Source organism: Schleiferilactobacillus perolens DSM 12744 (genome assembly GCF_001435585.1).
GTDB lineage: Bacteria > Bacillota > Bacilli > Lactobacillales > Lactobacillaceae > Schleiferilactobacillus > Schleiferilactobacillus perolens.
In genome coordinates this window covers 17,935-41,457 of sequence record NZ_AZEC01000016.1, presented here as the reverse complement: position 1 = coordinate 41,457, position 23,523 = coordinate 17,935, and the positions used below count along the sequence as shown (strand labels likewise).

Annotated in this window: 25 protein-coding genes; 9 read left to right on the top strand and 16 right to left on the bottom strand. The window is 51.6% G+C overall.

Going from position 1 to position 23,523, the window contains the following annotated elements:
• Positions 1 to 10 precede the first annotated feature (10 nt).
• Both FD09_RS13330 and FD09_RS13325 read right to left on the bottom strand, forming a co-directional pair.
• Entirely contained in the window at positions 11 to 610 is a 600-nt protein-coding gene (locus FD09_RS13330; RefSeq protein WP_057822189.1) for a lysoplasmalogenase family protein, read from the bottom strand.
• Between the two features lie 113 nt (positions 611 to 723).
• Positions 724 to 2,181, bottom strand: coding sequence for a glycoside hydrolase family 1 protein (locus FD09_RS13325; protein WP_157053830.1), 1,458 nt, complete (start codon positions 2,179 to 2,181; stop codon positions 724 to 726).
• A 165-nt stretch (positions 2,182 to 2,346) separates the two neighbouring features.
• On the opposite strand from FD09_RS13325, the gene FD09_RS13320 reads away from it, so the two are divergent.
• Complete coding sequence (locus FD09_RS13320) at positions 2,347 to 3,216, top strand: aldo/keto reductase (RefSeq protein ID WP_057822187.1); 870 nt, start codon at positions 2,347 to 2,349, stop codon at positions 3,214 to 3,216.
• A gap of 134 nt (positions 3,217 to 3,350) precedes the next feature.
• Here FD09_RS13320 and FD09_RS13315 read toward each other — a convergent pair whose 3' ends face one another.
• From FD09_RS13315 to FD09_RS13300, 4 genes are all read right to left on the bottom strand, one after another.
• Positions 3,351 to 3,608 (bottom strand): hypothetical protein, encoded by a 258-nt coding sequence (locus FD09_RS13315; protein ID WP_057822186.1) that lies wholly within the window; start codon positions 3,606 to 3,608, stop codon positions 3,351 to 3,353.
• 22 nt (positions 3,609 to 3,630) lie between these two features.
• Positions 3,631 to 4,275, bottom strand: coding sequence for a nitroreductase family protein (locus FD09_RS13310; protein ID WP_057822185.1), 645 nt, complete (start codon positions 4,273 to 4,275; stop codon positions 3,631 to 3,633).
• A 17-nt stretch (positions 4,276 to 4,292) separates the two neighbouring features.
• Entirely contained in the window at positions 4,293 to 4,838 is a 546-nt protein-coding gene (locus tag FD09_RS13305; RefSeq protein ID WP_057822184.1) for a hypothetical protein, read from the bottom strand.
• 116 nt (positions 4,839 to 4,954) lie between these two features.
• Complete coding sequence (locus FD09_RS13300; RefSeq protein WP_057822183.1) at positions 4,955 to 5,308, bottom strand: hypothetical protein; 354 nt, start codon at positions 5,306 to 5,308, stop codon at positions 4,955 to 4,957.
• Positions 5,309 to 5,459: 151 nt separating this feature from the next.
• Here FD09_RS13300 and FD09_RS13295 point away from each other — a divergent pair, with 151 nt between their 5' ends.
• Both FD09_RS13295 and FD09_RS13290 read left to right on the top strand, forming a co-directional pair.
• A complete protein-coding gene (locus FD09_RS13295; RefSeq protein ID WP_057822182.1) occupies positions 5,460 to 5,933 on the top strand; it encodes an S-ribosylhomocysteine lyase in 474 nt (157 codons plus the stop codon).
• A gap of 221 nt (positions 5,934 to 6,154) precedes the next feature.
• Positions 6,155 to 6,433 carry a hypothetical protein gene (locus FD09_RS13290; RefSeq protein WP_157053828.1) on the top strand — a complete coding sequence of 93 codons (279 nt, stop codon included), beginning with the start codon at positions 6,155 to 6,157 and terminating at the stop codon, positions 6,431 to 6,433.
• A gap of 275 nt (positions 6,434 to 6,708) precedes the next feature.
• On the opposite strand, the gene FD09_RS16960 is transcribed toward FD09_RS13290, so the two are convergent.
• The 3 genes from FD09_RS16960 to FD09_RS13275 are packed head-to-tail and all read right to left on the bottom strand — an operon-like array spanning position 6,709 to position 7,964.
• Positions 6,709 to 6,981: a hypothetical protein gene (locus FD09_RS16960; RefSeq protein ID WP_057822180.1), complete on the bottom strand. Its 273-nt coding sequence runs from the start codon at positions 6,979 to 6,981 to the stop codon at positions 6,709 to 6,711.
• The gene (locus FD09_RS13280) at positions 6,938 to 7,573 is read right to left on the bottom strand and encodes an aminoglycoside 6-adenylyltransferase (protein WP_162261522.1); all 636 of its coding nucleotides are present in this window, start codon (positions 7,571 to 7,573) and stop codon (positions 6,938 to 6,940) included. The genes FD09_RS16960 and FD09_RS13280 overlap by 44 nt, the downstream gene beginning before the upstream one ends.
• A complete protein-coding gene (locus FD09_RS13275; protein WP_057822178.1) occupies positions 7,548 to 7,964 on the bottom strand; it encodes a methylglyoxal synthase in 417 nt (138 codons plus the stop codon). The genes FD09_RS13280 and FD09_RS13275 overlap by 26 nt, the downstream gene beginning before the upstream one ends.
• Positions 7,965 to 8,076: 112 nt before the next feature.
• Here FD09_RS13275 and FD09_RS13270 point away from each other — a divergent pair, with 112 nt between their 5' ends.
• Entirely contained in the window at positions 8,077 to 10,647 is a 2,571-nt protein-coding gene (locus tag FD09_RS13270) for a glycoside hydrolase family 31 protein (protein WP_057822177.1), read from the top strand.
• A 60-nt stretch (positions 10,648 to 10,707) separates the two neighbouring features.
• On the opposite strand, the gene FD09_RS13265 is transcribed toward FD09_RS13270, so the two are convergent.
• The 6 genes from FD09_RS13265 to FD09_RS13240 all read right to left on the bottom strand — a co-directional run bounded on the left by FD09_RS13265 (position 10,708) and on the right by FD09_RS13240 (position 13,972).
• On the bottom strand, positions 10,708 to 10,998 hold the full coding sequence (locus FD09_RS13265; protein WP_057822176.1) for a hypothetical protein: 291 nt from the start codon (positions 10,996 to 10,998) through the stop codon (positions 10,708 to 10,710).
• Between the two features lie 85 nt (positions 10,999 to 11,083).
• Positions 11,084 to 11,425, bottom strand: a complete 342-nt coding sequence (locus tag FD09_RS13260) for a hypothetical protein (RefSeq protein ID WP_057822175.1) — start codon at positions 11,423 to 11,425, stop codon at positions 11,084 to 11,086.
• 136 nt (positions 11,426 to 11,561) lie between these two features.
• Complete coding sequence (locus FD09_RS13255; RefSeq protein ID WP_057822174.1) at positions 11,562 to 11,990, bottom strand: hypothetical protein; 429 nt, start codon at positions 11,988 to 11,990, stop codon at positions 11,562 to 11,564.
• A gap of 29 nt (positions 11,991 to 12,019) precedes the next feature.
• Entirely contained in the window at positions 12,020 to 12,625 is a 606-nt protein-coding gene (locus tag FD09_RS13250; RefSeq protein ID WP_057822173.1) for an ABC transporter ATP-binding protein, read from the bottom strand.
• A 10-nt stretch (positions 12,626 to 12,635) separates the two neighbouring features.
• Positions 12,636 to 13,181, bottom strand: coding sequence for a hypothetical protein (locus FD09_RS13245; RefSeq protein ID WP_057822172.1), 546 nt, complete (start codon positions 13,179 to 13,181; stop codon positions 12,636 to 12,638).
• On the bottom strand, positions 13,178 to 13,972 hold the full coding sequence (locus tag FD09_RS13240; protein ID WP_057822171.1) for a hypothetical protein: 795 nt from the start codon (positions 13,970 to 13,972) through the stop codon (positions 13,178 to 13,180). The genes FD09_RS13245 and FD09_RS13240 overlap by 4 nt, the downstream gene beginning before the upstream one ends.
• 243 nt (positions 13,973 to 14,215) lie before the next feature.
• Here FD09_RS13240 and FD09_RS13235 point away from each other — a divergent pair, with 243 nt between their 5' ends.
• Positions 14,216 to 16,243, top strand: coding sequence for a beta-galactosidase (locus FD09_RS13235; protein ID WP_057822170.1), 2,028 nt, complete (start codon positions 14,216 to 14,218; stop codon positions 16,241 to 16,243).
• Positions 16,244 to 16,549: 306 nt separating this feature from the next.
• Here the strand turns inward: FD09_RS13235 and FD09_RS13230 are convergent, their stop codons facing one another.
• On the bottom strand, positions 16,550 to 18,055 hold the full coding sequence (locus FD09_RS13230) for an IS1096 element passenger TnpR family protein (RefSeq protein ID WP_057822169.1): 1,506 nt from the start codon (positions 18,053 to 18,055) through the stop codon (positions 16,550 to 16,552).
• A 189-nt stretch (positions 18,056 to 18,244) separates the two neighbouring features.
• Between FD09_RS13230 and FD09_RS13225 the strand changes: the two genes are divergently transcribed.
• The 4 genes from FD09_RS13225 to FD09_RS13210 all read left to right on the top strand — a co-directional run bounded on the left by FD09_RS13225 (position 18,245) and on the right by FD09_RS13210 (position 23,505).
• Positions 18,245 to 19,009, top strand: coding sequence for a DeoR/GlpR family DNA-binding transcription regulator (locus FD09_RS13225; protein WP_057822168.1), 765 nt, complete (start codon positions 18,245 to 18,247; stop codon positions 19,007 to 19,009).
• Entirely contained in the window at positions 19,006 to 19,920 is a 915-nt protein-coding gene (gene pfkB / locus FD09_RS13220) for a 1-phosphofructokinase (protein ID WP_057822167.1), read from the top strand. Before FD09_RS13225 ends, pfkB begins: the two co-directional genes overlap by 4 nt.
• Positions 19,921 to 19,941: 21 nt before the next feature.
• Positions 19,942 to 21,936 carry a PTS fructose transporter subunit IIABC gene (locus tag FD09_RS13215; RefSeq protein WP_057822166.1) on the top strand — a complete coding sequence of 665 codons (1,995 nt, stop codon included), beginning with the start codon at positions 19,942 to 19,944 and terminating at the stop codon, positions 21,934 to 21,936.
• A 144-nt stretch (positions 21,937 to 22,080) separates the two neighbouring features.
• Complete coding sequence (locus FD09_RS13210; RefSeq protein ID WP_057822165.1) at positions 22,081 to 23,505, top strand: MFS transporter; 1,425 nt, start codon at positions 22,081 to 22,083, stop codon at positions 23,503 to 23,505.
• Positions 23,506 to 23,523 lie beyond the last annotated feature (18 nt).

Here is a 23,523-nt window from a genome sequence, read left to right as displayed (position 1 = left end):
TGGCGCTTTTTTAATCCGCCCACCCGCTCGTGGTCAACAGGACCAGGGCCGGCCAGTAGCAATACCAGGAAAGGCCGGCATTGATGCCGGTAATGGCGGCCAAAGCAACAAGCAGGTCGCAGCAGACAAATGCAGTGATGCCAGTTCGGGCTAACCATGTGGCACGCGGGTTAGGTAACTCATGACGGTGAGTCAGCCAATAGTCTGCACATAAAAGAATCGTATACCCGGCGGCGGTGAGGATCAGCCACATCGTATTGATGGCGAAAACCCCAATTAGCCCTGTGACCCATGTCGTGAAAGTGATCATTGTCAGCCACCCGGACACGCGGGGAACGAAACGGTGCAGATAACACCAGTGAACGGTGCTGAAAATACCAACTGCCAATGGGACCCAGCGACTGGTCGCCGCAAACAATAAAACCGCATCTGTGATGAGCGAAAGGAGCAATCCTGCCGCGAGCCACCTCTGCTGCTTTTGCCGACCGGCAGACCACATCGCGATGCCCATTCCGGCTGCACCGGCGACACAAAAATAACGAGCCGTATTAGCCAACGCCATGTTTTGCAGGACATCACCGCAAATAAAGGCGATCAGTAAAAGTGTCATCAATAATAGCCATACTTTGCGCGTACGATCATCCCCCTTCCCAGTGCCCCCTCCATTTTACTGCAAAATAAAAAAGGGCCCGGCGCACCGAACCCTTTCCAGGGATATCTCGTTTAGTCGTTACTCAGGTCTTCCCCATTGCTGGCGATGGCTTTCTTGTACCAATAGAAGCTCTTCTTCGGATGACGGCTGAAGTCGCCCTCCTGTTTGTCGTTGCGGTTGACATAGACGAAACCGTAACGCTTGTCCATTTGACCAGTCCCAGCAGAAACCAAGTCAATACAGCCCCAAGTGGTGTAGCCAATCAGATCCACACCGTCTTTGATGGCCTCGGCCATGGCGTTGATGTGGGCTTGGTAATAATCGATCCGGTAATCATCATTGATGCTGCCATCGGCTTCGACTTTATCGAAGGCCCCTAAGCCGTTTTCAACCACCATCAGCGGAATCTGATAGCGACCGTAAACCCGGTTCAGGTAAGTGCGCAGACCCAGCGGATCCATTGCCCAACCCCAGTCGTTGTACTTCAGATATGGGTTGCGCGTGGATACAGTTTGGTTGCCAGCGGCCTTATCGGTATTCTTCTCGGTGGTTTCCACGCCAGAAGAATAGTAGCTAAAGCTGTAGAAATCAACGGTGCCAATGGCTAAGATTTGCCGATCGGCATCGGTGAAGTCCAACTTAATGTTGTTTTCCTCAAAGAAACGCTTAGCAAATGGTGGGTATTCACCGCGGACTTGGACATCGCCGCAGAAGAAGTTGCGCATGTTGTCCGCCATATCAGTCTTGAAGGTATCTTCAGGCCGCGCTGTGAGCGGATAATCCATTCCGCCAGCGATCATACAGCCAATTTCGTTATGGAGATCAATCGCATGACCAATTTGCACTGCTTTGGCGCTCGCGACAAATTGATAATGCAATGCCTGATAACGCTCCTGCAACCGATCGCCTGCACCGCTGGTATCCGGCTTCAGCTCTGCACCATCTTCCAGTGGTAAAGCACCGGCCATATATGCCCCAAATGGTGCTTGCAGCATGTTGATTTCGTTGAAAGTCAGCCAGTAATGAACCAAGCCGCGATATTCGCGGAACAAGGTTTGGGCATAATTCACGAAGAAGTCGATGACCTTCCGATTAGCCCAGCCACCGTAAGCTTCCGTCAAATGATACGGCGCTTCATAGTGGGAAATTGTGACTAATGGTTCGATCCCTAATTCGTGACAACGTTTGAAAATCTGACGATAGAATTCCAGACCCTTCCGGTTTGGTTCGATATCGTCACCGTTAGGGAAAATCCGGCTCCAAGCAATGGATAAACGATAAACTTTGAAGCCCATTTCGTGTAAATAGTTTAAGTCCTCTTCCCAGTGGTGATAGAAATCACTGCCTTGATGGGAGGGATAATAGGCGTTCGGATCAATCGTCTTGGTGAACCGCCGCGGTGTGTTGACATCGCCGCCGATGAGCATATCGGCTGTACTGGGTCCTTTGCCGTCAACATTCCAAGCACCCTCATACTGATTTGCGGCGGTTGCCCCGCCCCAGAGAAAATCTTTTGGAAACTTTGCCAATTGAATTCATCCTTTCTGTGATCCGCTTACAATCTCATTGTACAGGGAAGCGGGCGCAAACGATACCGCTTTCGGCCGTTTTCTGTTCCAACTTTCAAAACTTGTACCAACCGTGTAGGATACTAAGTGTCAGTTAGTATTTTTCACTAGAAAGAAGTGGCTATCGTGGCAACTATTAATGCAAAGAACGCCGGTCAGTTCCGGTTGGCCGATGACTTCGTCGTTAATCGCTTGGGCTTTGGCGCCATGCAGTTGACGGGTAAGGGGACTTGGGGTCCTTACAGCGACCCCGATCGAGCGGTGGATGTGATTCACCGGGCGATTGCGTTGGGCATCAATTTCTTTGATACCGCCGATTCTTATGGTCCTTGGTATGCCGATCGTTACCTGGCTGCCGGGCTCAAAGGCGCCGCTAATCGTGACGAGTTGTTCATCTCCGACAAAGTCGGTCAAACCCGCCAAGGCCCTGGTCTGTGGACACCGCTTGGCGCGCCCCACTACTTACGGCAGCAAGTGGAAGTGTCCCTGATGACCTTGGGCATTGACCACGAAGATTTGCTTTTCTTACATCGGGTTGATACCCACTATTCTATCGCGGAACAAGTGGGCGAGTTAAAGAAGATGCAAGACGAGGGCAAAATCAAGCATATTGGTCTGTCCCAGGTCACCTTGGCGCAGATCAAGGAAGCGCAAAAATACGCCAAGATCGATGCCATTGAGAATATGTACAATGTCGGCGATCACCATGACGATCCCATTGTAGACTATGCTGAGGCACAGGGAATGGCATTCGTGCCGTGGTTCCCGTTGAACACTGGTAAGTTGGTCGGTGCGGATAGTCCGCTGACGGCGATGGCGAAGAAATATGATGTATCGCCGGCGCAGATTGCTTTGGCGTGGTTGTTGAAGCGGTCGCCGAATATTTTGCCAATTCCAGGGACGAGTTCACTGGATCATTTGGCGGATAATGTAGCAGCGGCGAATGTCAACTTGAGCGACGATGATTTTCAGCAGTTGAGTCACTTAACGAAATAAGTAATATTACTTAAGGTACACAAAAAGAGCTAGGAAGAATTTGTCCTGACGAGTGCCGTGCCAAAGCTCCGCATTGGCACTACATCCATTGGGATTCGAAATCTTTCCTGGCCCTTTTTGTGTCCCTATTTACTTCAGGGTTTCCGATGATCGACATATTGACCAATAAACGTAGGAATGATAATCAGCACGGCGGCAATGGCACTTTGCCAGCGCAAGCTGGTCACCGGGAGTTGGAGAGTGCCCAAAATGGCCATGAATGTGCCGAAGACGCGCATTAACCAGGTCAACCAAGGGGCCATTTGAAACCGGTAGATGAGTTGAGACCAGAACAAGCCACCGCAACCAATCGTAAATAAGAGTGCTTCTTGCAAGAAATATGTCTGATTCAACGTTGTCATCCCTCTTTAAATATTAAGCGAACGTCGTAATTTCATCAATTGGCAACCGCACTGTGGGGTAGCCTGCCTCATCGGCCTTACCCATGGCGACAATAATCTGCGGAATCAAACCTTCGCCGGGTGCAAAGGCCGCTTGGACTTTTGGTCCTTCAAAACCGCCAATAATACAGGTGTCATAGCCGTGGGCACGAGCGACCAGGGCCAGTTGCATGGTGACTAAGCCGCTGTCGAACCCAATGATTTTAGTCCGGGGCACTTCACCAGCGTGCCCATAGAAGCCCGCGATTTCAGTGAGTTCCCGGTCATGGGTGGCCTGGTCCATACTGCCCTGGGCCACAGCCGCGTCGTAAATTTCTTGTGCATTGTGTTCAGGATGCGCCAACGCGAAGACGATCACCAATGCGCTGGCGGTTTCCACCTGGGGCGTGTTGGTCATCACTTGGTCATGGAGTTTGGCCTTACCTTCAGCGGACTCTACCACGACGAAGCGCCAGGGCTGTAAATTCATTGAAGAAGGCGCTCGCCCCGCCTCGGCAAGGATCTGAATCATTTCATCCCGCGGAATCTTGACATCTGGTTTAAAGCGTCGAATTGAGCGGCGGCCGAATACGTTTTGGGCAAAATCGTTATGTGGAAATGTTGGAATCTGGGTGGTCATATAATTGCCTGCTTTCTCTAATTGTATGCGTTACCACCTTTATGATAACCCGCTTTCGTCGTCACGTCGACATCCAGGTCTTCTGCTGGGGCCATGGCCACCCGCTCGGCATCTGCGTCCGAATAGGCCGCCCGCACCGCGGCAACCAGCCGGGGCCGCACGATTTCGTTGACCACTTGGAAGAACGCTGCCGTCCCCGCCTCGTTCATGCTTTGTCCTTGCCGCCGCAACGGTTTGTAGCGCTGCCGAAATTCACGATACAAAGGTCGAAATGAAACATCCATGGCCAACTCATAATTGGCAACACCGGCGTCGTCCTTCACCGTGACCCGGACATGGTGGAACGTCTTGCTGTACAAGAACAGCAACACGCCGCCAATGATCAGCGGCAACAGCACGAAGACGAGACCCACCACGACAGCCGTGAAGACCAGCGCGACACCGGTTACGCCGACCGCAATGGCGGCCGCGATAATAATCAAAATCCCCGCAATTGGTAATGCCACACTCAAAGCAGCCAGGACCGCCAATGCCGCTAATACACCCTTACCTAATGTTCTCATCACGATGGCCTTCTTTCACTAATTCCCCCAATCAGGATTTAATGATATCATAGCGCACTTGTTTTCTGAGTGCACGCTGTTTTGCAAATATGCAAGACCACTTTGCAAGATTGCCGTCAATGCTTTGCTGGCTGTTGCCGTTCATTCAAGTCCATTCCCCAAAAAGCCAGGACGAGGCCAATCACGAGCGTAATGCCGCCTTGCCAATAGATCGTGAATGCCCGTAATGATAGCAACACCACCACAGTTAAGAGAATGTTGGCAAGGACGATGATCACTCGGATTCGCCACATTCCTGGACTATTAACCACGGGACGCGTGAACGAGTTATTCAGGAAGAAAATCGTGCCCACGAGCGGCCCAACAATGGCGTAGTGATTAACAGTCGGCAGGACCCAAAAATACACGGCGACGATCGCCACGGTGGCAATTAGATGGACCAAAATATTTCTAGTTTTTTGACTGGTCATTATTTTTCTCCTTTGCCATTTTCTGAGATGCGGATAGTCATAGTATACATGGCCCCTGCGAAAGCGCCAACATATCAATTTCCACCTTATTGACGTGGCGCCTCCGCTCGACTATTCTAAGGACACTATTATTTAAAGGAGATTACTCACCATGGCAAAAGTTGAAAGTTTCACCTTAGATCACACCGCTGTTAAAGCCCCCTATGTCCGCCTCATCACTGAAGAAAAAGGTCCCAAAGGCGATCTGATTTCAAACTACGATTTACGCCTCGTTCAACCCAATGCCGATGCCATTGGCACTGCGGGGCTGCACACCATTGGACATTTGCTGGCTTCACTTTTGCGGGATCGGCTTTCCGGCGTCATTGACTGCTCGCCGTTTGGCTGCCGCACAGGATTCCACCTGATTACTTGGGGTGAACATTCCACCACCGAAGTGGCCCAGGCATTAAAATCCAGTTTGCAGGCAATTGCCGACGATATTCAATGGGCCGATGTCCCCGGTACCACGATTGAAAGTTGCGGTAATTACAAGGATCACAGCCTATTTTCCGCCAAGGAATGGGCGAAGAAGATTCTGACAGAAGGAATTTCGGACGATCCTTTCGAACGGCACGTGATTTAGAGCAAAACAATCGGCACCTCAGACACATGTATGTTGTGTGCCTGGGTGCCGATTTTTTTGTGGGACAGGTTGCTTAATAATCAGCTAAGACAGAACATAATTCTGGCCTTAACGGACCAAAAACTGTTTACTTGAGGTGTGACTAGGAGAAAGTTGGCTGTGTGTTAAGAAAGTGAGGTCTGCTGATGTTTCCCATTTATTTGCAGTTTTTCTTTTTCGGTATGACAGCATTCTGCCTGATTCGTGATCGCCGCGTCCACCGATACCTCTTCTCCACTGCTTTTGTGGCGTTAACGTTTGGTTATTCCGTTCTACAGTTCTACGCTCTGGTCTCCGCCATTGATAATGGTGTCACAATCACCAACGCAAATTTGGTCAGTTATCTTTACCTTGCCGAAATCATCGTCAGTCTGATTTTGTTGATTTATGTCTTTGTCCGTGCAGCATTGATCGAATTGCCTGGTGGCGAACAATCATCTGCGAAAAAGAAGGTTCTCTAAGTTCTTCTGCTTTTAACCGTAAACGGGTCTGAAATGAAATCTTGAATCCCGATTCAGTGTAGTGCCAATGCGGAGCAATCGTAGGCTGAATGGCGCTCAGTGGTGGGAACAGCAATAAACGTGGCCCGGTCCTGGCCACGTTTATATGCTGTTAGGCGTGTTTGAGACCGCGCACTTTGCGGGCTCAAACCGCCGTCACCACGTTCCAGCGCCATTCAGCCGTAGATTGCGCAGCTTTGGCACGGCCTCTTAGGCAATACTTTGTTCCGGTCTTTTTATTTTGCCAACCAAGACTCAATCTGTTCCACCGCCCGCGGCACCCAGGCCGGCTTTTGCAACGGATCAGACCGAGTTATCTCCGCAAGCACACTACCATAAAGCGCCACCGCCGTTTTGAGTGACTGACGAATGGCGGCGTCATCATGCAAATTATAAGTCGCCATCAACTCACCGCGGACAGCATCTGGCAACACGGACCACAGGTTCTTGTCGTGGACCCCTGGATCAAATTGGCCATGCCGGGCCAGCGTTTCTTGGCAGGCCAGCAACCATAGCAATTCCGGTCGCAAATTCTGGCCAAAATGCTCTGCCGCATAAATTAAATTGCCCCCGGGCGAGACCCTTGACCACATACCCCGCAATCCAATAAAACTCATTCACGTGAGCCGCAAACTCTGCCTGCCTCGGAATTGCCAACCAGTGACTGGCGGCGCTCGTGGGCCGTGGTGTGATCCGGCCACTTCCCCGCCGCCAGACAATCGCGTTCAACTGATCATCGTCCAGATAAGCCTGCACCACACTCGCTGGCGCCAACTTCAAATCCATCCGTTGGGTGCCAGGATAACGGGTCAAAAATGTCTCCCAATATTCGTCACCGCCGCCAAAAAGGCCTGGCTCATGGAGATGCTGGACAATCGTGGGCGTCCCAAACAACGCCAAATAGGGCTGGGCCAAAGCGGGCCGGACTTGGTGTACAAAAAGCGTCACATCCAGATCCTGCCAAGCATCTTTGACCGCAGTCGGATTGTTCAGCGAGCCTTCCACCCCAATAGCGGCCACATTATCATCAGTTTCCGCCAGCCCGATCACCTTAGCCAGCATGACACTGGGCGTCTCACTCATGACGGGATTCATCGCCATGGACAATTTGCCGAAAGGCCAGCAGCCCGCGCGCCAGGCCGCGGAGTAAGACTTCAGCCGTCCCGGCGTTCGTGGCGATCGGCACATCATACACATCGGCCAACCGCAGCAAGGCGTTCACGTCCGGTTCATGGGGTTGGGCCGTCAATGGGTCACGCAGAAAGATAATTAGATCCATTTGGTTCTCAGATACCAAAGCACCGACTTGCTGGTCGCCGCCCAGGGGGCCAGAGTTGAAGCGATGCACCGGCAAGCCAGTGGCATCAGTCACCACCTGGCCCGTGTGGCCCGTGGCGAACAATTCATGGTGGGCTAAGATTTCTTGATACGCCGTCGCAATGCGGGCCATTTCCGGTTTCTTGGCATCGTGGGCAATGAGCGCAATTTTCAAAATAATTCCTCCTCGTATTAACCGCTCTCATCGTAGCATATTCCAGAATTTTCCGAGCGTTCTCATTTGCTTATGGCATAATGAAGAAAACCGACGAGGAGGATTTAACGCAATGATGGTGGACTCGAATGCAGTACAACAAGAAGTATTTCAAGATGGTGTACTGAATGTTCAAACGGAGCAATTGTTTGGCCGGTTAACCTGGATCAATGACCACATTATTCGGGTGCGGGTGAGCCAAACCAAGACATTCCCATCGCACCCCAGTGTCGTGGCTAATGTCGCCGTTGATCAGAATGGCGATCATACCGTGGCCACTGGCGGCGGTGGCCAAACCACTGAAACGCCCATCGTCATCAACCACGATGAATATACTCCCGCCACCGACGATGCTGGCACCTATACGTTTGGCAAAAATCAGTTGGTCTGGGAAGCGGCTCATGGCTTGTTACAAATTACCCGCAACGGTCAAAGTGTGGTGACGCTGCGCCTGCCCACCTGGGAAGACGACGGTCAGACTTGGCACGCCCGGCTGTCCTTTGATCCCGATGAATACTTCTTTGGCGGGGGCACCCAAAACGGCCGTTTTGCTGTGCGCGGCCAGCGGGTCACCATTGCCAATACGAATTTATGGACCGCAGGTGGCGTCGCTTCGCCAGTGCCTTTTTATTGGTCCACCGCTGGTTACGGTCTCCTCGTCAATACGTTTACGCCGGGTCTGTACGATTTCAGCACCCCCGCCCACGGTGTCCAATTGCAGCACACCGATCCTTATTTTGATGTCTACATCATGCTGGGCGCCGATCCCGCCGCGTTAATTCATGGTTACCATGAGCTCACTGGGCAGCCGCCGATCAATCCCCGCTTCACTTTTTACCCCGCCCATCTAAATGCTTACAACCGGGATTACTGGTTGCCGGTGACCAAGGACTCGGCTGGCGCCATTTTGTTCCCCGATGGTCAATGGTACAAGGAATACCAACCGGTGAGCGAAAAAACGTTCAACACGGGCTATCGCCAAGGGACCATTTCCGTCAACGGCCAGACGCTGGTACCCAATGTCGGGGCGACACCGGTCCATTTCACACAACACGATTGGAATAAACAGCCGGCTGGCGCTGTTCATGAAACTTTGAATGGTGAAAAGGAAAGTGCGCAATTCTCTGCCCGCGCGATCCTCGACCGCTATCTGCATCACCGGCTGCCCATCGGCTGGTTTCTGCCCAATGACGGTTACGGTGCCGGCTATGGTCAGACGGATACCTTCGCCGGTGATCTGGCCAACCTCCACGATTTTGTCACTTACGCCAATGATAAGGGGGTCGCGGTCGGCCTGTGGACCCAGGAAAACCTGCATCCCAAAGATCCGATCAATCCGCAAAAAGGCGATCGGGATATCATTCAAGAAGTGGGCGATGCCGGAGTGGCGGCCGTCAAAACCGACGTGGCCTGGGTGGGCGAAGGCTACACCTTCGGCCTGCACGCCACCGCCGATGCGGCGGCCGCGATGACCCATGCCGGTCACGGGCGGCGGCCGTTCATCCTCAGTCTTGATGGCTGGGCGGGCAGTCAGCGCTACGCTAGTATTTGGAGCGGCGATCAGGGTGGTAATGACTGGACCAACATCCGCAGTCATGTCGCCACCTACTTGAGCACGGGCCTATCCGGTAATCCCAATGTCGGGGCCGATATTGATGGCATCTATGGCGGCAGCGATCCGATTATCCAAACCCGGGATTTGCAGTGGAAATCTTTTACCCCGATCCAGCTTAATATGGACGGTTGGGGCAGTCAGCCAAAAAACATGGGGCTCGTCTTTGGTCAGCCTTATGAAATGATCAATCGCGCCTATCTGCAATTCAAGACTACCCTGATGCCGTATCTCTACACATTAGCGAATACCGCCCGGCAAACCGGCGCACCAATTGTCCGGCCGCTCTTTTGGACCGAGTTGAATTCCTATACACTCAGCGACGATACCGGCACAGAATTTTTGCTGGGCGATAATATCTTAGTCGCCCCGGTCACCTTGCCGTACCAGATGGATAGTGCCGGCAATGCCCGGGTGCCCCATCTGTATTTTCCGGACGCCGCCGCCAGCTGGCAGGATTTGTTCACCGGGCAGCGTTACCGGGGCGGGCAAACCTTGGCCGATTATCCAGCGCCGCTGGGACAAACCCCGATCTTTGTCCGCGCCGGGACACTGTTGCCGCGGGTGCCGGTGCACCTAACCCCGGGTACCTATCCTCAGCGGCATCGCTTGGTCACTTACTTTCCCAGTGCGCAGACCAGCCACACGACAGTCTATACAGATGACGGCACCAGTTTGGCTTATCAAAAAGGCGAGTTCGCGACCACTGCCATTCAGGCCACAGATGATGGTCGGCGCATCATCTTGACCATCAATCCGGTTCATGGCCACTTCCAAGGTCAAGCCCCAGAACAACACACCATTGTCCAAATTGTGGCCGATCGACGGCCGCGCCAAGTGCAATTCACCAGCGGCCAAGATGCCGCCCAACTGATTCCAGAAAATCCCTGCCCCACCGATAACGGTGCAGGCTGGTCGGTAGGCCCATTAGCCCAATGGCCGATCAGCGTGATTGCCCCGCGGCAAGGTTTGAACGTGACTTTACCACCGCTGGCAGTCGCTAAAAAAGTCACCGTGATTATTGATTATTAACGACCATGGAATATTAAAGGACGCCTGCTAATTGCAAGCGTCCTTTATTTGGCTCCACCATTACTTCTGTTCCGCCCAGGTATCATAGTCGGCGACTTTGACCTCTGGGAAGTGCTGCTTGATCGCGGAAATGTACGGTACCACATTCCGCGATACGATAATCAAATCGGGCTTCTCCTTATAATCCAAGGTCTCACTCAACTTCAACTCGTGCCAGTCATACTCTGGAAACTCTGCCTGAATATGGGCAAAGGCCTTCTTGTAATACTGACCATTCAAGACCGCATTGACGATCGCACTGCCCTGATAATCCAGACGATCCATCTCTGTGACAAAAATACCAACTGCCATTGTCATCGTCCCCATTCTTTGCTTCGGTTTTTAACCAGGATCAGTATATCATGGTATTATTAAATTATCTACCATGGAGACTTATTTACGATAAACAAAGCACATCAGCGCTGTGTTCACCACTGCTAATATCACAGCGACAACACTCCATGCGACACCGGTCTGGAATGCGATAAAACGGATAATACCCTTGGGCAACTAGTAAAGGCAATAACCGACTGCCCACTGGCGGTCGTTGGTAACCGGTTGGATTTCGACGCCGATCGTCATAGGCTTGCAGCAGGCTGACGATCAGGAAAAGTTGTAATAGAATGCCACCCACGCCACCCCATGTTCCCGGACCCCGCAATAAATCAATGGTGACCGCCACAAGTAAGAAGCCTGAAATTGCCGCTTGAACTAACTGAAAAGTCTTTCTTCTCGTCATTGCAAACAATAACCCCACGTCCTTTCGCATTGCAGGTGCGATTGCAAAAAAATGTTGTCCCACAAACTGATTGTATCATGGAAAAGGTTCCGTTAAAGATTTTTGCTCACTTGTTCACATCTCTTCGACGCCGAAATTACAAAAACACGGTACCCAACCGCAACAACAGAACCACCCCCAATGACACATACGTTGCCCAATTGAAGTCTGGTACCGCGAATGGAATTAATCCAATCAGAAAAATCGCCGAACCCGCCAGGTATGGCACCAGAGAAAATGCACCCAGCCCAAGTGCAATCATCAAGTTACACAACACGATGACCAGCCAAAGCTGAAGGAGGTGTCTTAACACAATAGACTGATACCCTCTGGTGCCGACCCGAATCATGATGAACCGGGCGATCGGCACTAAATTACGCAGCCAGTAATCTGCCAGCGCAGCAAATAAAGCGAGGGTGCCCACCTCAAATAGAATGATGAAATTGCCGTCGCTATTCCACCCAAACATCATTTCAGTGACCTGAGCAGTTCGATAATGAAACAGTGTAATCGGTAAGACCCACACTGCTGTCCAAATTGCTGCGGTGGTCGCAATCAGTCGGTAATTCGTGTCAATTCGCCCCTTTCGAGGACATACCGATCCGTGTAGGCAATCGGGGTGGCCTGATCGTGGGAGGCAATGATGATCGTTTTACCCTGCTGGCGCAGCTCCGCAATCAGCTTCACCAGTTCGGTCAATGATTGTTCATCTAATCCGCGGGTTGGTTCATCCAACAATATCAGCTGCTGGTCTTCCATTACCGCTTGAATGATCCCCACTTTTTCCCGCATACCAATCGAATATTTCTTCATTGATGCCCGATTCTGAATATCCAGCCCGAATCGACTCACTAAAGGCAATACGGTCTCTAACTTAGTCTGGTGCCGAATGCTCAATAAGAACAACAAATTTCGTTTCAGTGTTTCGGTTTCAATAAAACCCGGATTTTCAATCAGCGCACCCAATTCAACATGCCCATCAATCACACTCGTTCCAGCGTCCGGTTTGAGCCAATCCGCGATAATTTTTAGCAAAGTGGATTTCCCCGATCCGTTACCACCACTGATATGAATCACCTCACCCGCAGATAGGGTGAGATTTACATCATCGAGCACCTTTTGACCTGAAAAAACTTTTTCAACATGTGTCACTGTCAACATTTTAATCACCCTATCTATAACCCAACGTGTAGAGATACCGATTGATCCAAGGAACAACGAGAAATGTATGGATTGACATTTCAATCAGAATACACCCCGCCGCGATAATAAACGGGCCGATGCGGTAGGTCAAAAAGAACATGAGCAAACCCAACATGACATACATCAGCAGGTTGGCTAAGCAAAAGAGCAATATTGTTTGCAAGGGGATGACGCCAACACCAAAGAAAGCAAACTCCACAGCATATAATCCCAATCCAAATGTGATTGCGTCAGTCATTAATGTCCCCAAATAGGCCCACCGGTATGCTTCCGACCCGATTCTTGGCACGACCAGCGTGTCGATGTGCAGATAAAATGTGACGTGATACGTGAGCAGCAGGATATACAGGATATTGAACCCATAGGATAAACCATTCGTGAGAATTAACGCTATTAGCAGACTGAGATTACGCGGGTACCCACCCAACGTAGAAATAAGTGGTGATGTCAATACTGCCAGCACCCAGATAACGAGCGCTCGTGTTGAAAAGCTTTTGAAATAGATGGCTTTCATTTTGGCATCACCTCATGACGATACCAGCTTGCGGCGATGACAAACGTAAGCCCCAAATAGATGACACAGGAAAAAAGATGCATCACTACTGCCGGAATCGGTAAAAGATAGGGGCCGAAATCGGATAATCCAGTGGGTGAAATCAGTGTCTGTAAAAACAGTAAGCCGCCTGCGATTCGTAACACAGCAATACGCGCAAGAAGTACCACGCCAACATACATCACTAATGAAACAAGCAACCCACTAATGCGAAATAGACTGATTCGTGCCATCCAGAGACCAATGGCAAAAACAAACATCGTAAAAATTGCCATCCCCCACGCCCTAGTCAGAATCAACCACAAGAAAGAAATTATGGGACTACTAGATATCAGGAACTCAGAGTGGATTGATCCGGTAAAAACGAATGGATGTTGCGTGAAGTGAATTACCACCGCCGACACGATCATGGTCAATACCATGAGACCAAACGTATAAAGAAAAACAGACAAGAATTCTGTCACTAGCAGATGCTTAAACCCATGCAAGCGAACAGCAAGCGATTTGTTCAGTCCGGATATTTTGGCCTGAACAAAGTAGTCAGTGACTAGAAGGCTGGTGCCGGAAAATAATATGAGGAAAGCAGGAAAGCTAAATTTCGGCGTAAAGAGCCAAGCCAGTATTTCGATACCGTTTGTGCTTTCAATTGGATCTAACTGGTATGACGTAACAGTAACTGCGATGATCGGGAATGCAATAACAAACAGAAGAGACCGGATTCTTATTCCTAGAAACTTGCCAACATTGAGCATGTGCAGCCACTCCTCTACGTGTTGATGGCGTTATCCATGTGGCTTACGTGAAACGCTTTCAGCCAACTTTAAGTGCATCGTACCATAAAGATGAAATTATTAGTAACAAAACAGTTTGTTTTTCCGAATGATGATTCAGCTCGCAAGTTTCAACATTCAAGTACCTTAAATCTCAATAATGGTTCCCCTTTCATGACCCATCTCCCGTATAATGGAGGCAACAACCGAAAGGGAGGTTTTTTTGTGACAAGTCATACACCATTTTCCCGTTTTCTCTTTGGCGGCGACTACAATCCGGAGCAGTGGCCCCGGTCTGTATGGGCAGATGATATGCAGATTCTGACGGACGTGCACATGAATGAAGCCACCATTAATGTATTTTCCTGGGCCCAATTGCAGCCGAGCGAGGCGGAATACGATTTTTCAACGCTGGATGATATTGTGGCGACGTTAACCAAGAATCACTTTGACATCGTGCTGGCTACCTCCACCGCCGCCTTACCCGCTTGGCTGGCGACCCGCTATCCGGAAGTCACTCGGACCGACTATGACGGACGGCACGCTCAATTTGGCGGCCGCCATAATGCATGTCCTAATTCGCCCGTTTTTCGCCATTATAGTGCGCTGCTGGCGGGAAAATTGGCGGAACGTTACGGTCATTTGGCCAATGTGGTTTGCTGGCATATCTCTAATGAATACGGCAGCTATTGCTATTGTGCTAACTGTGCCAGGGCGTTTCGCGTATGGCTGCGCCAGAAATACGGTTCCCTGACGGCACTTAACGACGCTTGGTATACCCACTTCTGGGGTCATACTTTCTACGATTGGGAAGAAATTGTACCACCCACGGCCCTCAGCGATGGCATTGGTCCCGATCATATCGTGTTATCGGCGATGGGAATCGATTACCGCCGGTTCCAATCTGATTCATTGTTGCAGAATCTGGTGGATGAAAAAACAGCGATTCGCGATTTTGATCCAGACACCCCCATCACCACCAATATGATGGGTACCTTCAAGGATCTGGACTATTTCAAATGGGCCAAGGCGTTAGACATTGTTTCCTGGGACAGCTATCCGGCCTATGACACGCCCCACAGCGAAGTGGCCATGCGCCATGACTTGATGCGCGGGTTAAAGGGCGGCCAGCCGTTTATGTTAATGGAACAAACCCCCAGTCAACAAAATTGGCAACCTTATAATGCGACGAAACGACCGGGCCAGATGCGAGCAATGAGTTATCAAGCCATCGCCCATGGTGCCGACACGATTCAATACTTCCAACTGCACCAAGGCCGGGGTGGTACGGAGAAATTCCATGGCGCCATCATCTCCCACGCTGACCATGATGAAACCCGGATTATCCGCGAGACCCGCGCCCTTGGCAGTGAATTAGCCGCAACGGGTCCGCAACTGATGAATGGCCGCACCCACGCCAAAGTGGGCATTATCTTTGATTGGGAAAACTATTGGTCCCTGGAATATTCCTCCGGTCCCAGTGTTGAATTAAAGTATGTGGATCAAATCCGCCGCTACTACGCCGCCTTTTATCGGCAAAATGTGGCCGTGGACATGATTCCGACAAACTTGTCTGCTACGGAAATGGCTCACTATGATGTGATCGTCGCCCCTGTCCTAATTATGGTTAAACCCGGTGTCAGTGCGGCCTTGCATCAATACGTGGAAAACGGCGGGACCTTTGTAACCACCTATATGAGCGGGATCAATGATGAGAATGACCAAGTCATCATGGGCGGCTACCCCGGCCCGTTCCGGGATTTATGCGGAATCTGGGCAGAAGAAATCGATGCGCTGCCGCCGCACACCAGTATTCCGGTACAATTCGGCGACAGCCACGTCAGCGGCAGCATTGTGGCCAACGTCTCCCACTTGGAAGGGGCTCAGAACTTAGCCAGTTATGGCGGCGCCGACTTTTATGCGGATACCCCGGCGGTGACCGTGAATCCTTGGGGCAATGGCCAGGCCTACTATGTTGGCACGGTATTAGACGATGCCGGTCTGGACGTATTGGTGGATCGCTTGATTCAAGAAAAGCAGCTCGCCCACTTCGAGACGCCTACGGATGTGGAACTGACCACCCGCTATTACGATGGCTACGCACTGCACTTCTTAATCAACAACACCGCCCACCCCGCCACCGTAGACACCAGCCGCTTCACTGGCCTGCCGACTTTAATTGGCACCAATGCGGTACAAGCGGAGACAATCCTTGCGCCTTATGATGTATTGGTTATCAAAGACAAAGAATAGGAATAGCTAAAACGTACTAAAGGGGGGCGGACAAAATCCGTCCTGATGAGCCGTGCCAAAGCTGCGCAATCTGCGGTGAAATGGGGCTGCGACGCGCAGCTAGTGCGTAGCCGCAGGCGTAGCAAGTGGTGACGGCGGTTTGAGCCCGCTGAGGAACGCGGTCTCAAACACGCCTAACAGCAATCTTGCCCAAGACCGGGGCAAGATTATTGCTGTTTCCACCACTGAGCCCCATTTCACCTCCGATTGCTCCGCATTGGCACTATAATCATCAGGGTTCAGGATTTTGTCCCACCCCCTTTTTGTCTACTCTTCGTCAAACGGCGGATAATCATCCTCATCGCCATCGTCATCCAGATCATCATCGTCGTCATCATCCAGATCGCTCATCCCCATCATGGTGAGATAGCTGGTGATCAAACTAAATATCAGCATATGCGAGTCCTGGTAACCCGGCACATTCATCAGTCCAAAGAAGACCGCATACAACGTAGACTGCCAGGCCCGTTCGCGATAAAACGTCTCCGGCCGGTCATCCTCGATCCCGGGATCCACCTGCTGTGACACCTGGTCGAGCAGATCCAGCATCTTCTTAGGCGACAACTGCTTCGACCGGGCCAAATCGGTGAGGATCACGGCCATGGCCTCGGATTCATCCCCTAAAAACGGTGTCTGCAAGTGGTTCAAGACCGCCAGGAAAATGTTGGCCAACTGATTGCGTTTCTTAGCTGGGAAACGCGGGTGCATGACGGCAGCATACAGGAAGCGCAATCCTGCCGAAGTGGCCGTATTGGGTGCCGGTTTGAGCTGGCGCATGTCCTGCTCTGCCTGGACGTAACGGACCGCCCAATCAAACAGTTGATTGCGTTCTTTCGCAGTCAAAAATGGATCCACAATATCAGTATGCAGCAGGGCCGCCCCGACAATGGCAATCTGGGAGCGGGTATAGACCGCATCATTTTGCGGCTGATCGATCTTTTCAAACAGCCAGTCTTCCTTGGTGACAATTTCCTGGGCAATTCGTTTCCGCTGAGCAGTGGTGACAAACCCCTCGGTGAGACCAACCACCAGCACAAACTGGGCCTGCAGGCGGCGTTCTTCATCGGCGACATGAATATCCTGCAATGCCACCGTCACTGCCGCACTGGAAAAATCTTCGGGGTCGGCCAAATCATCCTTGCCAATGTCCCCGCCCAGTAACTGGGCCAAGGCGTCCGCCTGCAACTGGTCAGGGTCCGTCACTGCCTCCCGTACACTGCCTGTCGGCTCTTGCTGATCCGCCAATTCGGTTAAATCGGGATCGGCATTCTCGGTGGGAAATGCCTGGATCAAAGCCGCATTGATTTTCTTCTTATTAAAATGTGCTCCTGCGACCCCATTGCCGCTAGTATCCACACCACGGGAATCTTCCACTCGGTTAGGACCGCGGCCAGCGACACAAAAGGGCACCTGCTGAGCTCCCACTACCAGCGGAGAGAGTGTTTTCTCCAGCGTGATCGTGTGCTGCCAGTCGTCACCGAAGTCATATGTGTAAACCAGCGGTCCCTTCTGCAACAGCGGATAGGCCGCTGTTTTAGCAGTGAGTTCCTGTTCCAGGGTGGTATCGGGGTCGATCGCGTCCACATAAATACGCCGCTTGTTTTGGTCATCTTGGAAACTGTGCAGATGACCGTTTTGCCAGCCAAATGCGATCTGGATAATGCCGTGCAGCTGATTTAACCGTACCGTTTCCGGCACCACCACCTGGCGCCAAACCGGTGGGTGCACACCGTCAATTTGAATCTTCAATTGCAAATACTTTTTCTCCGCCATGGCTGTCCCTGCTTTCTGAATTGTCTCTTACGCCTAGTGTACCAGATGGGTCGGTGAGGTTGGCAAAATGGCATATAAAAGAGGAAGAAATCTTTTTGGACGTTTTTGAATGTTTATGGCCGGAAGTGCTTGCTTTTATTCATGCGAACGGTTACACTGTTAATTGAAATCATGGGGGGTTGAAAAGCGTTGCTTACGAATCAGCGGCACGAGTTGATTTTGCACATGTTGCACGAAGCTGGTTTCTGCCAACTGCAGGATCTGGTCCACCGCACCAACACGTCAGAATCCACCATTCGACGAGATCTGAATGAATTGGAACAGCAGGGATTGCTTGAACGAATCCACGGCGGCGCCCAGTTGAAACAACGGGCTGTTGGCGATGAGCGGATGGCAGAGCGGGAACAATCCCACCCCACCGAGAAAAGGCATTTGGCCGAATACATCGCCGCCGCCTACTTGCGCGACTACCAAGCCATTTTCTTGGATGCTGGCACCACCGTCGCCATGCTCATTCCTCATTTGAAGGAACGGGCCGGGTTGACGGTGTACACCAACAGCGTGCAGACCGCCAGTATGTTGGCGGATGCCGATATCCCGAACATTATTCCTGGCGGGCAAGTCAAGCCGCAAACCAAAGCCATTGTCGGCGCCATCGCGGCCCGCTTCCTGGGCAGTGTCCATGTCGATCTGGCCTTCATCGGTACCAACGGCATCAGTGCCCGGGCCGGATTAATGACCCCCGATCCAGAGGAAGCCGCCATCAAGCAGGTGATGATCAGTGCCGCCCGGCGCAGCATCGTCCTCGCCGATCATAGCAAGTTTGACCAACAAGCCCTCGTGACTTTTGCGCAACCAGATGATGTGGACGAAATCGTGACTGATTTCATCCCATCCCCATTACAAAACGATTTTCGTAGATTTACGACCATTAAGGAGCTGACAAGCAATTGATTTATACGATTACGGCAAACCCCGCAATTGATTACGTCCTGCAGATGAACAAGATGGATCTGGGCGCGGTCAACCGCGTTCCTGATGCCCAATTATTAGCCGGTGGCAAAGGGATCAATGTATCTCAGATTCTCAACCAACTGAAAGTCCCCAATACCGCGTTAGGTTTTGTGGGCGGCGAAATTGGCAAGATTCTGGAAAAACAATTGACCGCCAAACATATCAATGATCATTTCACCCGAATCGCCGATCAGACCCGGATCAACGTGAAGATCAAGGCCGGTGAAGAGACTGAGTTGAACGCTGCCGGGCCAAAGATCACGGCCGCCGAAACCGCCAGTTTCTTCCAAGAACTGGCTGCTGTGACTAAAGGCGACGTGGTGATCATTTCCGGTAGTTTACCGGCGAGTCTGGCGAAGGATTTCTATGATGAAATTATTCGCCGAGTCCAAGCCGCCGGTGCCGATTTTGCCATTGACACCACCGGTCAGCAATTGCTGGACAGTCTGCCCTTGCACCCCTTAGTGGTCAAACCCAATCATCATGAACTCGCTGATCTGTTCCATACCACCTTCAAGGATGAGGCCGATCTAATCGCCCATGGTCAAAAGCTATTAGCCTTGGGTGCCCAACACGTCCTGGTCTCCATGGCCGGTGCTGGTGCGATCCTGATTACCCCGGACCATGTATATCGTTCCCTGGCGCCGAAAGGTAAAGTGAAAAATTCCGTGGGCGCTGGCGATTCCATGCTGGCCGGATTCGTCGGGGCATTCACCCATCAGCAAGACCCTGTCGAAGCTTTCCAATATGGTCTTGCTTGCGGCAGTGCCACCGCTTTCTCTGAAGATATTGCCGAGCGTGCGGCCATCGACGCATTATTACCTGATATTCAAATTAGCACCATTCAGTAAGAAAGGACTGAACACAATACTATGAAAATCCAAGATCTATTGATCAAAGATGCCATGATTCTGGATCTCAAGGCCACCACCAAGGAAGGCGCCATCGATGAAATGATCGACCGCTATGCTAAGGTCGGCGTCATCACTGATAAGGCTGACTACAAAGCCCACATTTTGAAACGGGAAGCAGAATCCACCACCGGGATCGGCGACGGCATTGCAATGCCCCACGCCAAGACCGATTCCGTGAAGCGGGCTGCTGTACTGTTCGCCAAGAGTAACCAAGGGGTCGACTTTGACGCGTTGGACAAACAACCCGTCCACCTGTTCTTCATGATTGCCGCCCCCGCTGGTGCCAACAACGAACACTTGCAGGCCTTGGCTGCATTGTCATCCCTGCTGATTAATCCGGCACTGGTCGCTTCTTTGAAGAAAGCCACCACAGCGGATCAAGTCATTGAATTGTTCAACGACGCCGAAGCAAAGAAAGAGGCCGAAGACGCCAAGGATGAAGCAGAAGCAGCCGCCACCCAAGCTGCAGTGGGGACAGCCAATACTGCCTCTGCCACCACAAGCGCGGCTCCAAAGCCTTACGTTGTCGCCGTCACTGCTTGTCCTACCGGGATTGCCCATACATACATGGCCGAAGCGGCTTTGAAAGAAGAAGCCAAAAAAATGGGGGTCAACATCAAAGTTGAAACCAACGGCTCCGAGGGTATCAAGCATCGTCTGACTGCTGATGACATCAACAATGCCGTCGGGGTCATCGTGGCTGCTGACAAGAAGGTCGCCATGGATCGTTTCTCTGGCAAGCATCTGATCAATCGGCCGGTCATTGATGGGATCAACAAGCCCCACGAATTGATCGCTGATACTCTGGCAGAAAAGGGCCCGATTTTCCATGGTTCCGGTGACGAAAGTGCCGCGGGTGCCGATGAAGATGACGAAAAGCAATCCTTAGGTCACCAAGTTTATACCAGCTTGATGAACGGGATTTCCAACATGCTGCCCTTCGTGGTCGGTGGCGGGATTATCATGGCGTTATCCTTCCTGCTGGAACGGATTCCCGGCGTCGGAGCAAATTCCTTGATCTTCACCTTCACCAATGGTTTGGGCAGTGCCGCCTTTAACTTCTTGGTACCGATTCTAGCGGCTTATATCGCTGAAGCCATCGGTGATCGCCCGGCTCTGTTACCAGGGTTCGTGGCAGGCTGGATGGCCAATAACGTTGGTTTCTCCGTCATCGCCTCTAAAAACGGGGTGGCTGGTTTCTTAGGCGGCCTGGTCGGTGGTTTCTTGGCCGGATTAACGATCCTGGTATTGAAGAAATGGTTCAAGAACCTGCCCAAGTCTTTGGACGGTTTGAAGCCTGTCTTCATTTTCCCAATTCTGAGTCTGCTGGCAATTGGTTTGATGATGTACTTCATTATTAACCCAATCTTCACCGCCATTAACTTGACCCTGATTGGTTTCCTGGAAGGCATGGGCACCACCAATGCTGTCTTAGTCGGCACCCTGCTCGGCGGGATGATGGCCATCGATATGGGCGGCCCCTTCAACAAAGCCGCGTATGTCTTCTCTATCGGTGTCTTCACGGCATCCAAACAAACGGATGGCCGCTGGATGGCCGCTGTCATGGCTGGTGGGATGGTACCGCCGTTGGCCATTGCCTTGGCCACAACGATTTGGCCCAAGAAGTGGACCCAAGCAGAACGGACCTCTGGCTTGTCTGACTACCTGTTGGGCTTGTCCTTCATTACCGAAGGTGCCATTCCGTTCGCCGCTGCTGATCCGCTGCGGGTCATCACTTCCAGCATCATTGGTTCTGCCGTTGCCGGCGGCTTGACCCAACTGATGGGGGTTAACGTACCCGCACCCCATGGTGGGATCTTCGCCTCATTGCTGGCTAACAAGCCCCTGCAATTTATTCTGGCAGTGGTCGTTGGTTCGGTCATCAGTGGTGTGATCCTCGGTTTGTGGAAGAAGGATCGGCCGGATAATGGTCTGGACGAAGCGAAAGCTTAACTTCTGAATTAATTGATAAAGTCGTCAGCCTCCGGGTTGGCGGCTTTTTTAGTGTCCCAAAATCCCACCACTAAGCACCAGCGACCCTCTTTTCTGTGATTCAGAGTAAACTCTCCTTAGCACAAACGGGAGGGGATTATTTTGATGGCGACAACGGGAAAAAATAAACAGTACCAAATTATCGGCGTGTTAGGCTTATATTCATTACTGACGGCCTTGGCCGGGTCCAGTACAAACCTGGCATTACCGCGGATCGCGATCGATTTGCATGTGGCCAGTAGTACAGCGACATGGATCGTCCAAGTGGCTTTGATCACCACCACAATTTTGCTGGTGATGTTTGGCCATTTGGGCGATTTGATGTCTAAAAATCTGGTTTTCACCGCTGGCGGTATTTTATTTACGATTGGTTCCTTGATTACCGGGATTGCGTTTGACATTGTCACCATGCTGCTGGGGCGGTTTGAGCAGGCCATTGGGGCGGCGATGGTGATGGCGAATAGTATGGGGATCGTGACGGAAAACTTCGATGATCACAATCGGGCCGAGGCATTAGCGGCAATTGCGATGTTTATTTCCGTGGGGTCAATCTCCGGCCCAGCATTGGGCGGCTTGATCATGTCTTTTGCCAGCTGGCGCTGGATCTTTCTCCTGAACGTGCCGCTGGGTATTATCGGCAGTATCATCGGTTACCGCGTGCTGACTTTGCCCAAGTGGCGCTGGCGAGACGTGCGGACAGCCACTGCTGGGGCGAATTGGACTGGTCAAAACTTATTCACTGTGGGAATCATTTTGTTCTTCTTGAGCGGCTCAATTTTTCAAAACGGCTTGAATCGCTGGCCGCTGGGACTGGCATTGCTAGTCGTGGGAACGGCCCTCACCGCCTGGGCGTTTATCCAGGATGATCGGGCGAAGAAGCCGTGGTTAGCCCCGAGTTTAGCGCGCAACCACGACTTTATTATCTCTGTGGTGCTTCTGGGCTTAACTATGCTGGTCAACGCTGTTTCCAATATTCTATTACCTTTCTATTTACAAAGCTTCGGCGGCATGAGTCCGCTGGGCAGTGGACTGATCATGGTGCTGCAGGATGGCACCATGCTGCTGATCACACCGCTAGTGGGCTGGCTGGCCGACCACTGGGACCGAACCAAATTGACGATGGTCGGTCTGATGGTACTGGTGGTCTCTCAGATTGGCTATATTATTTTCCCCAGCACGATGGATTTATGGCGTATTATTCCGCCGATCGTCTTGAACGGTATTGGGATGGGCCTTTTCCTTACACCCAATAATGCCATTACAATGGGCGTGGTGGCGCCCGCATTGACTGGTGTGGCAGGTTCCTTCAATTCGTTCTCTCGAACATTGGGCATGACCATGGGAATCTCGCTGGGCTCCGCCCTGCTCTTCTTACAATTACCCGGTATCCGTCAAATCACTCCCGCCTTGGGCAGCCGCTTCATGCATGCTTTCGCGGTGGTGTTCGCCATCGCCACAGCGATCTCATTGATTGCCTTGATCGTCGTGATTTGGCGGGCGTGGCATTCGGCGCGGCAAAGTGCGCACTAATCTTTTTTTCACTTTGCT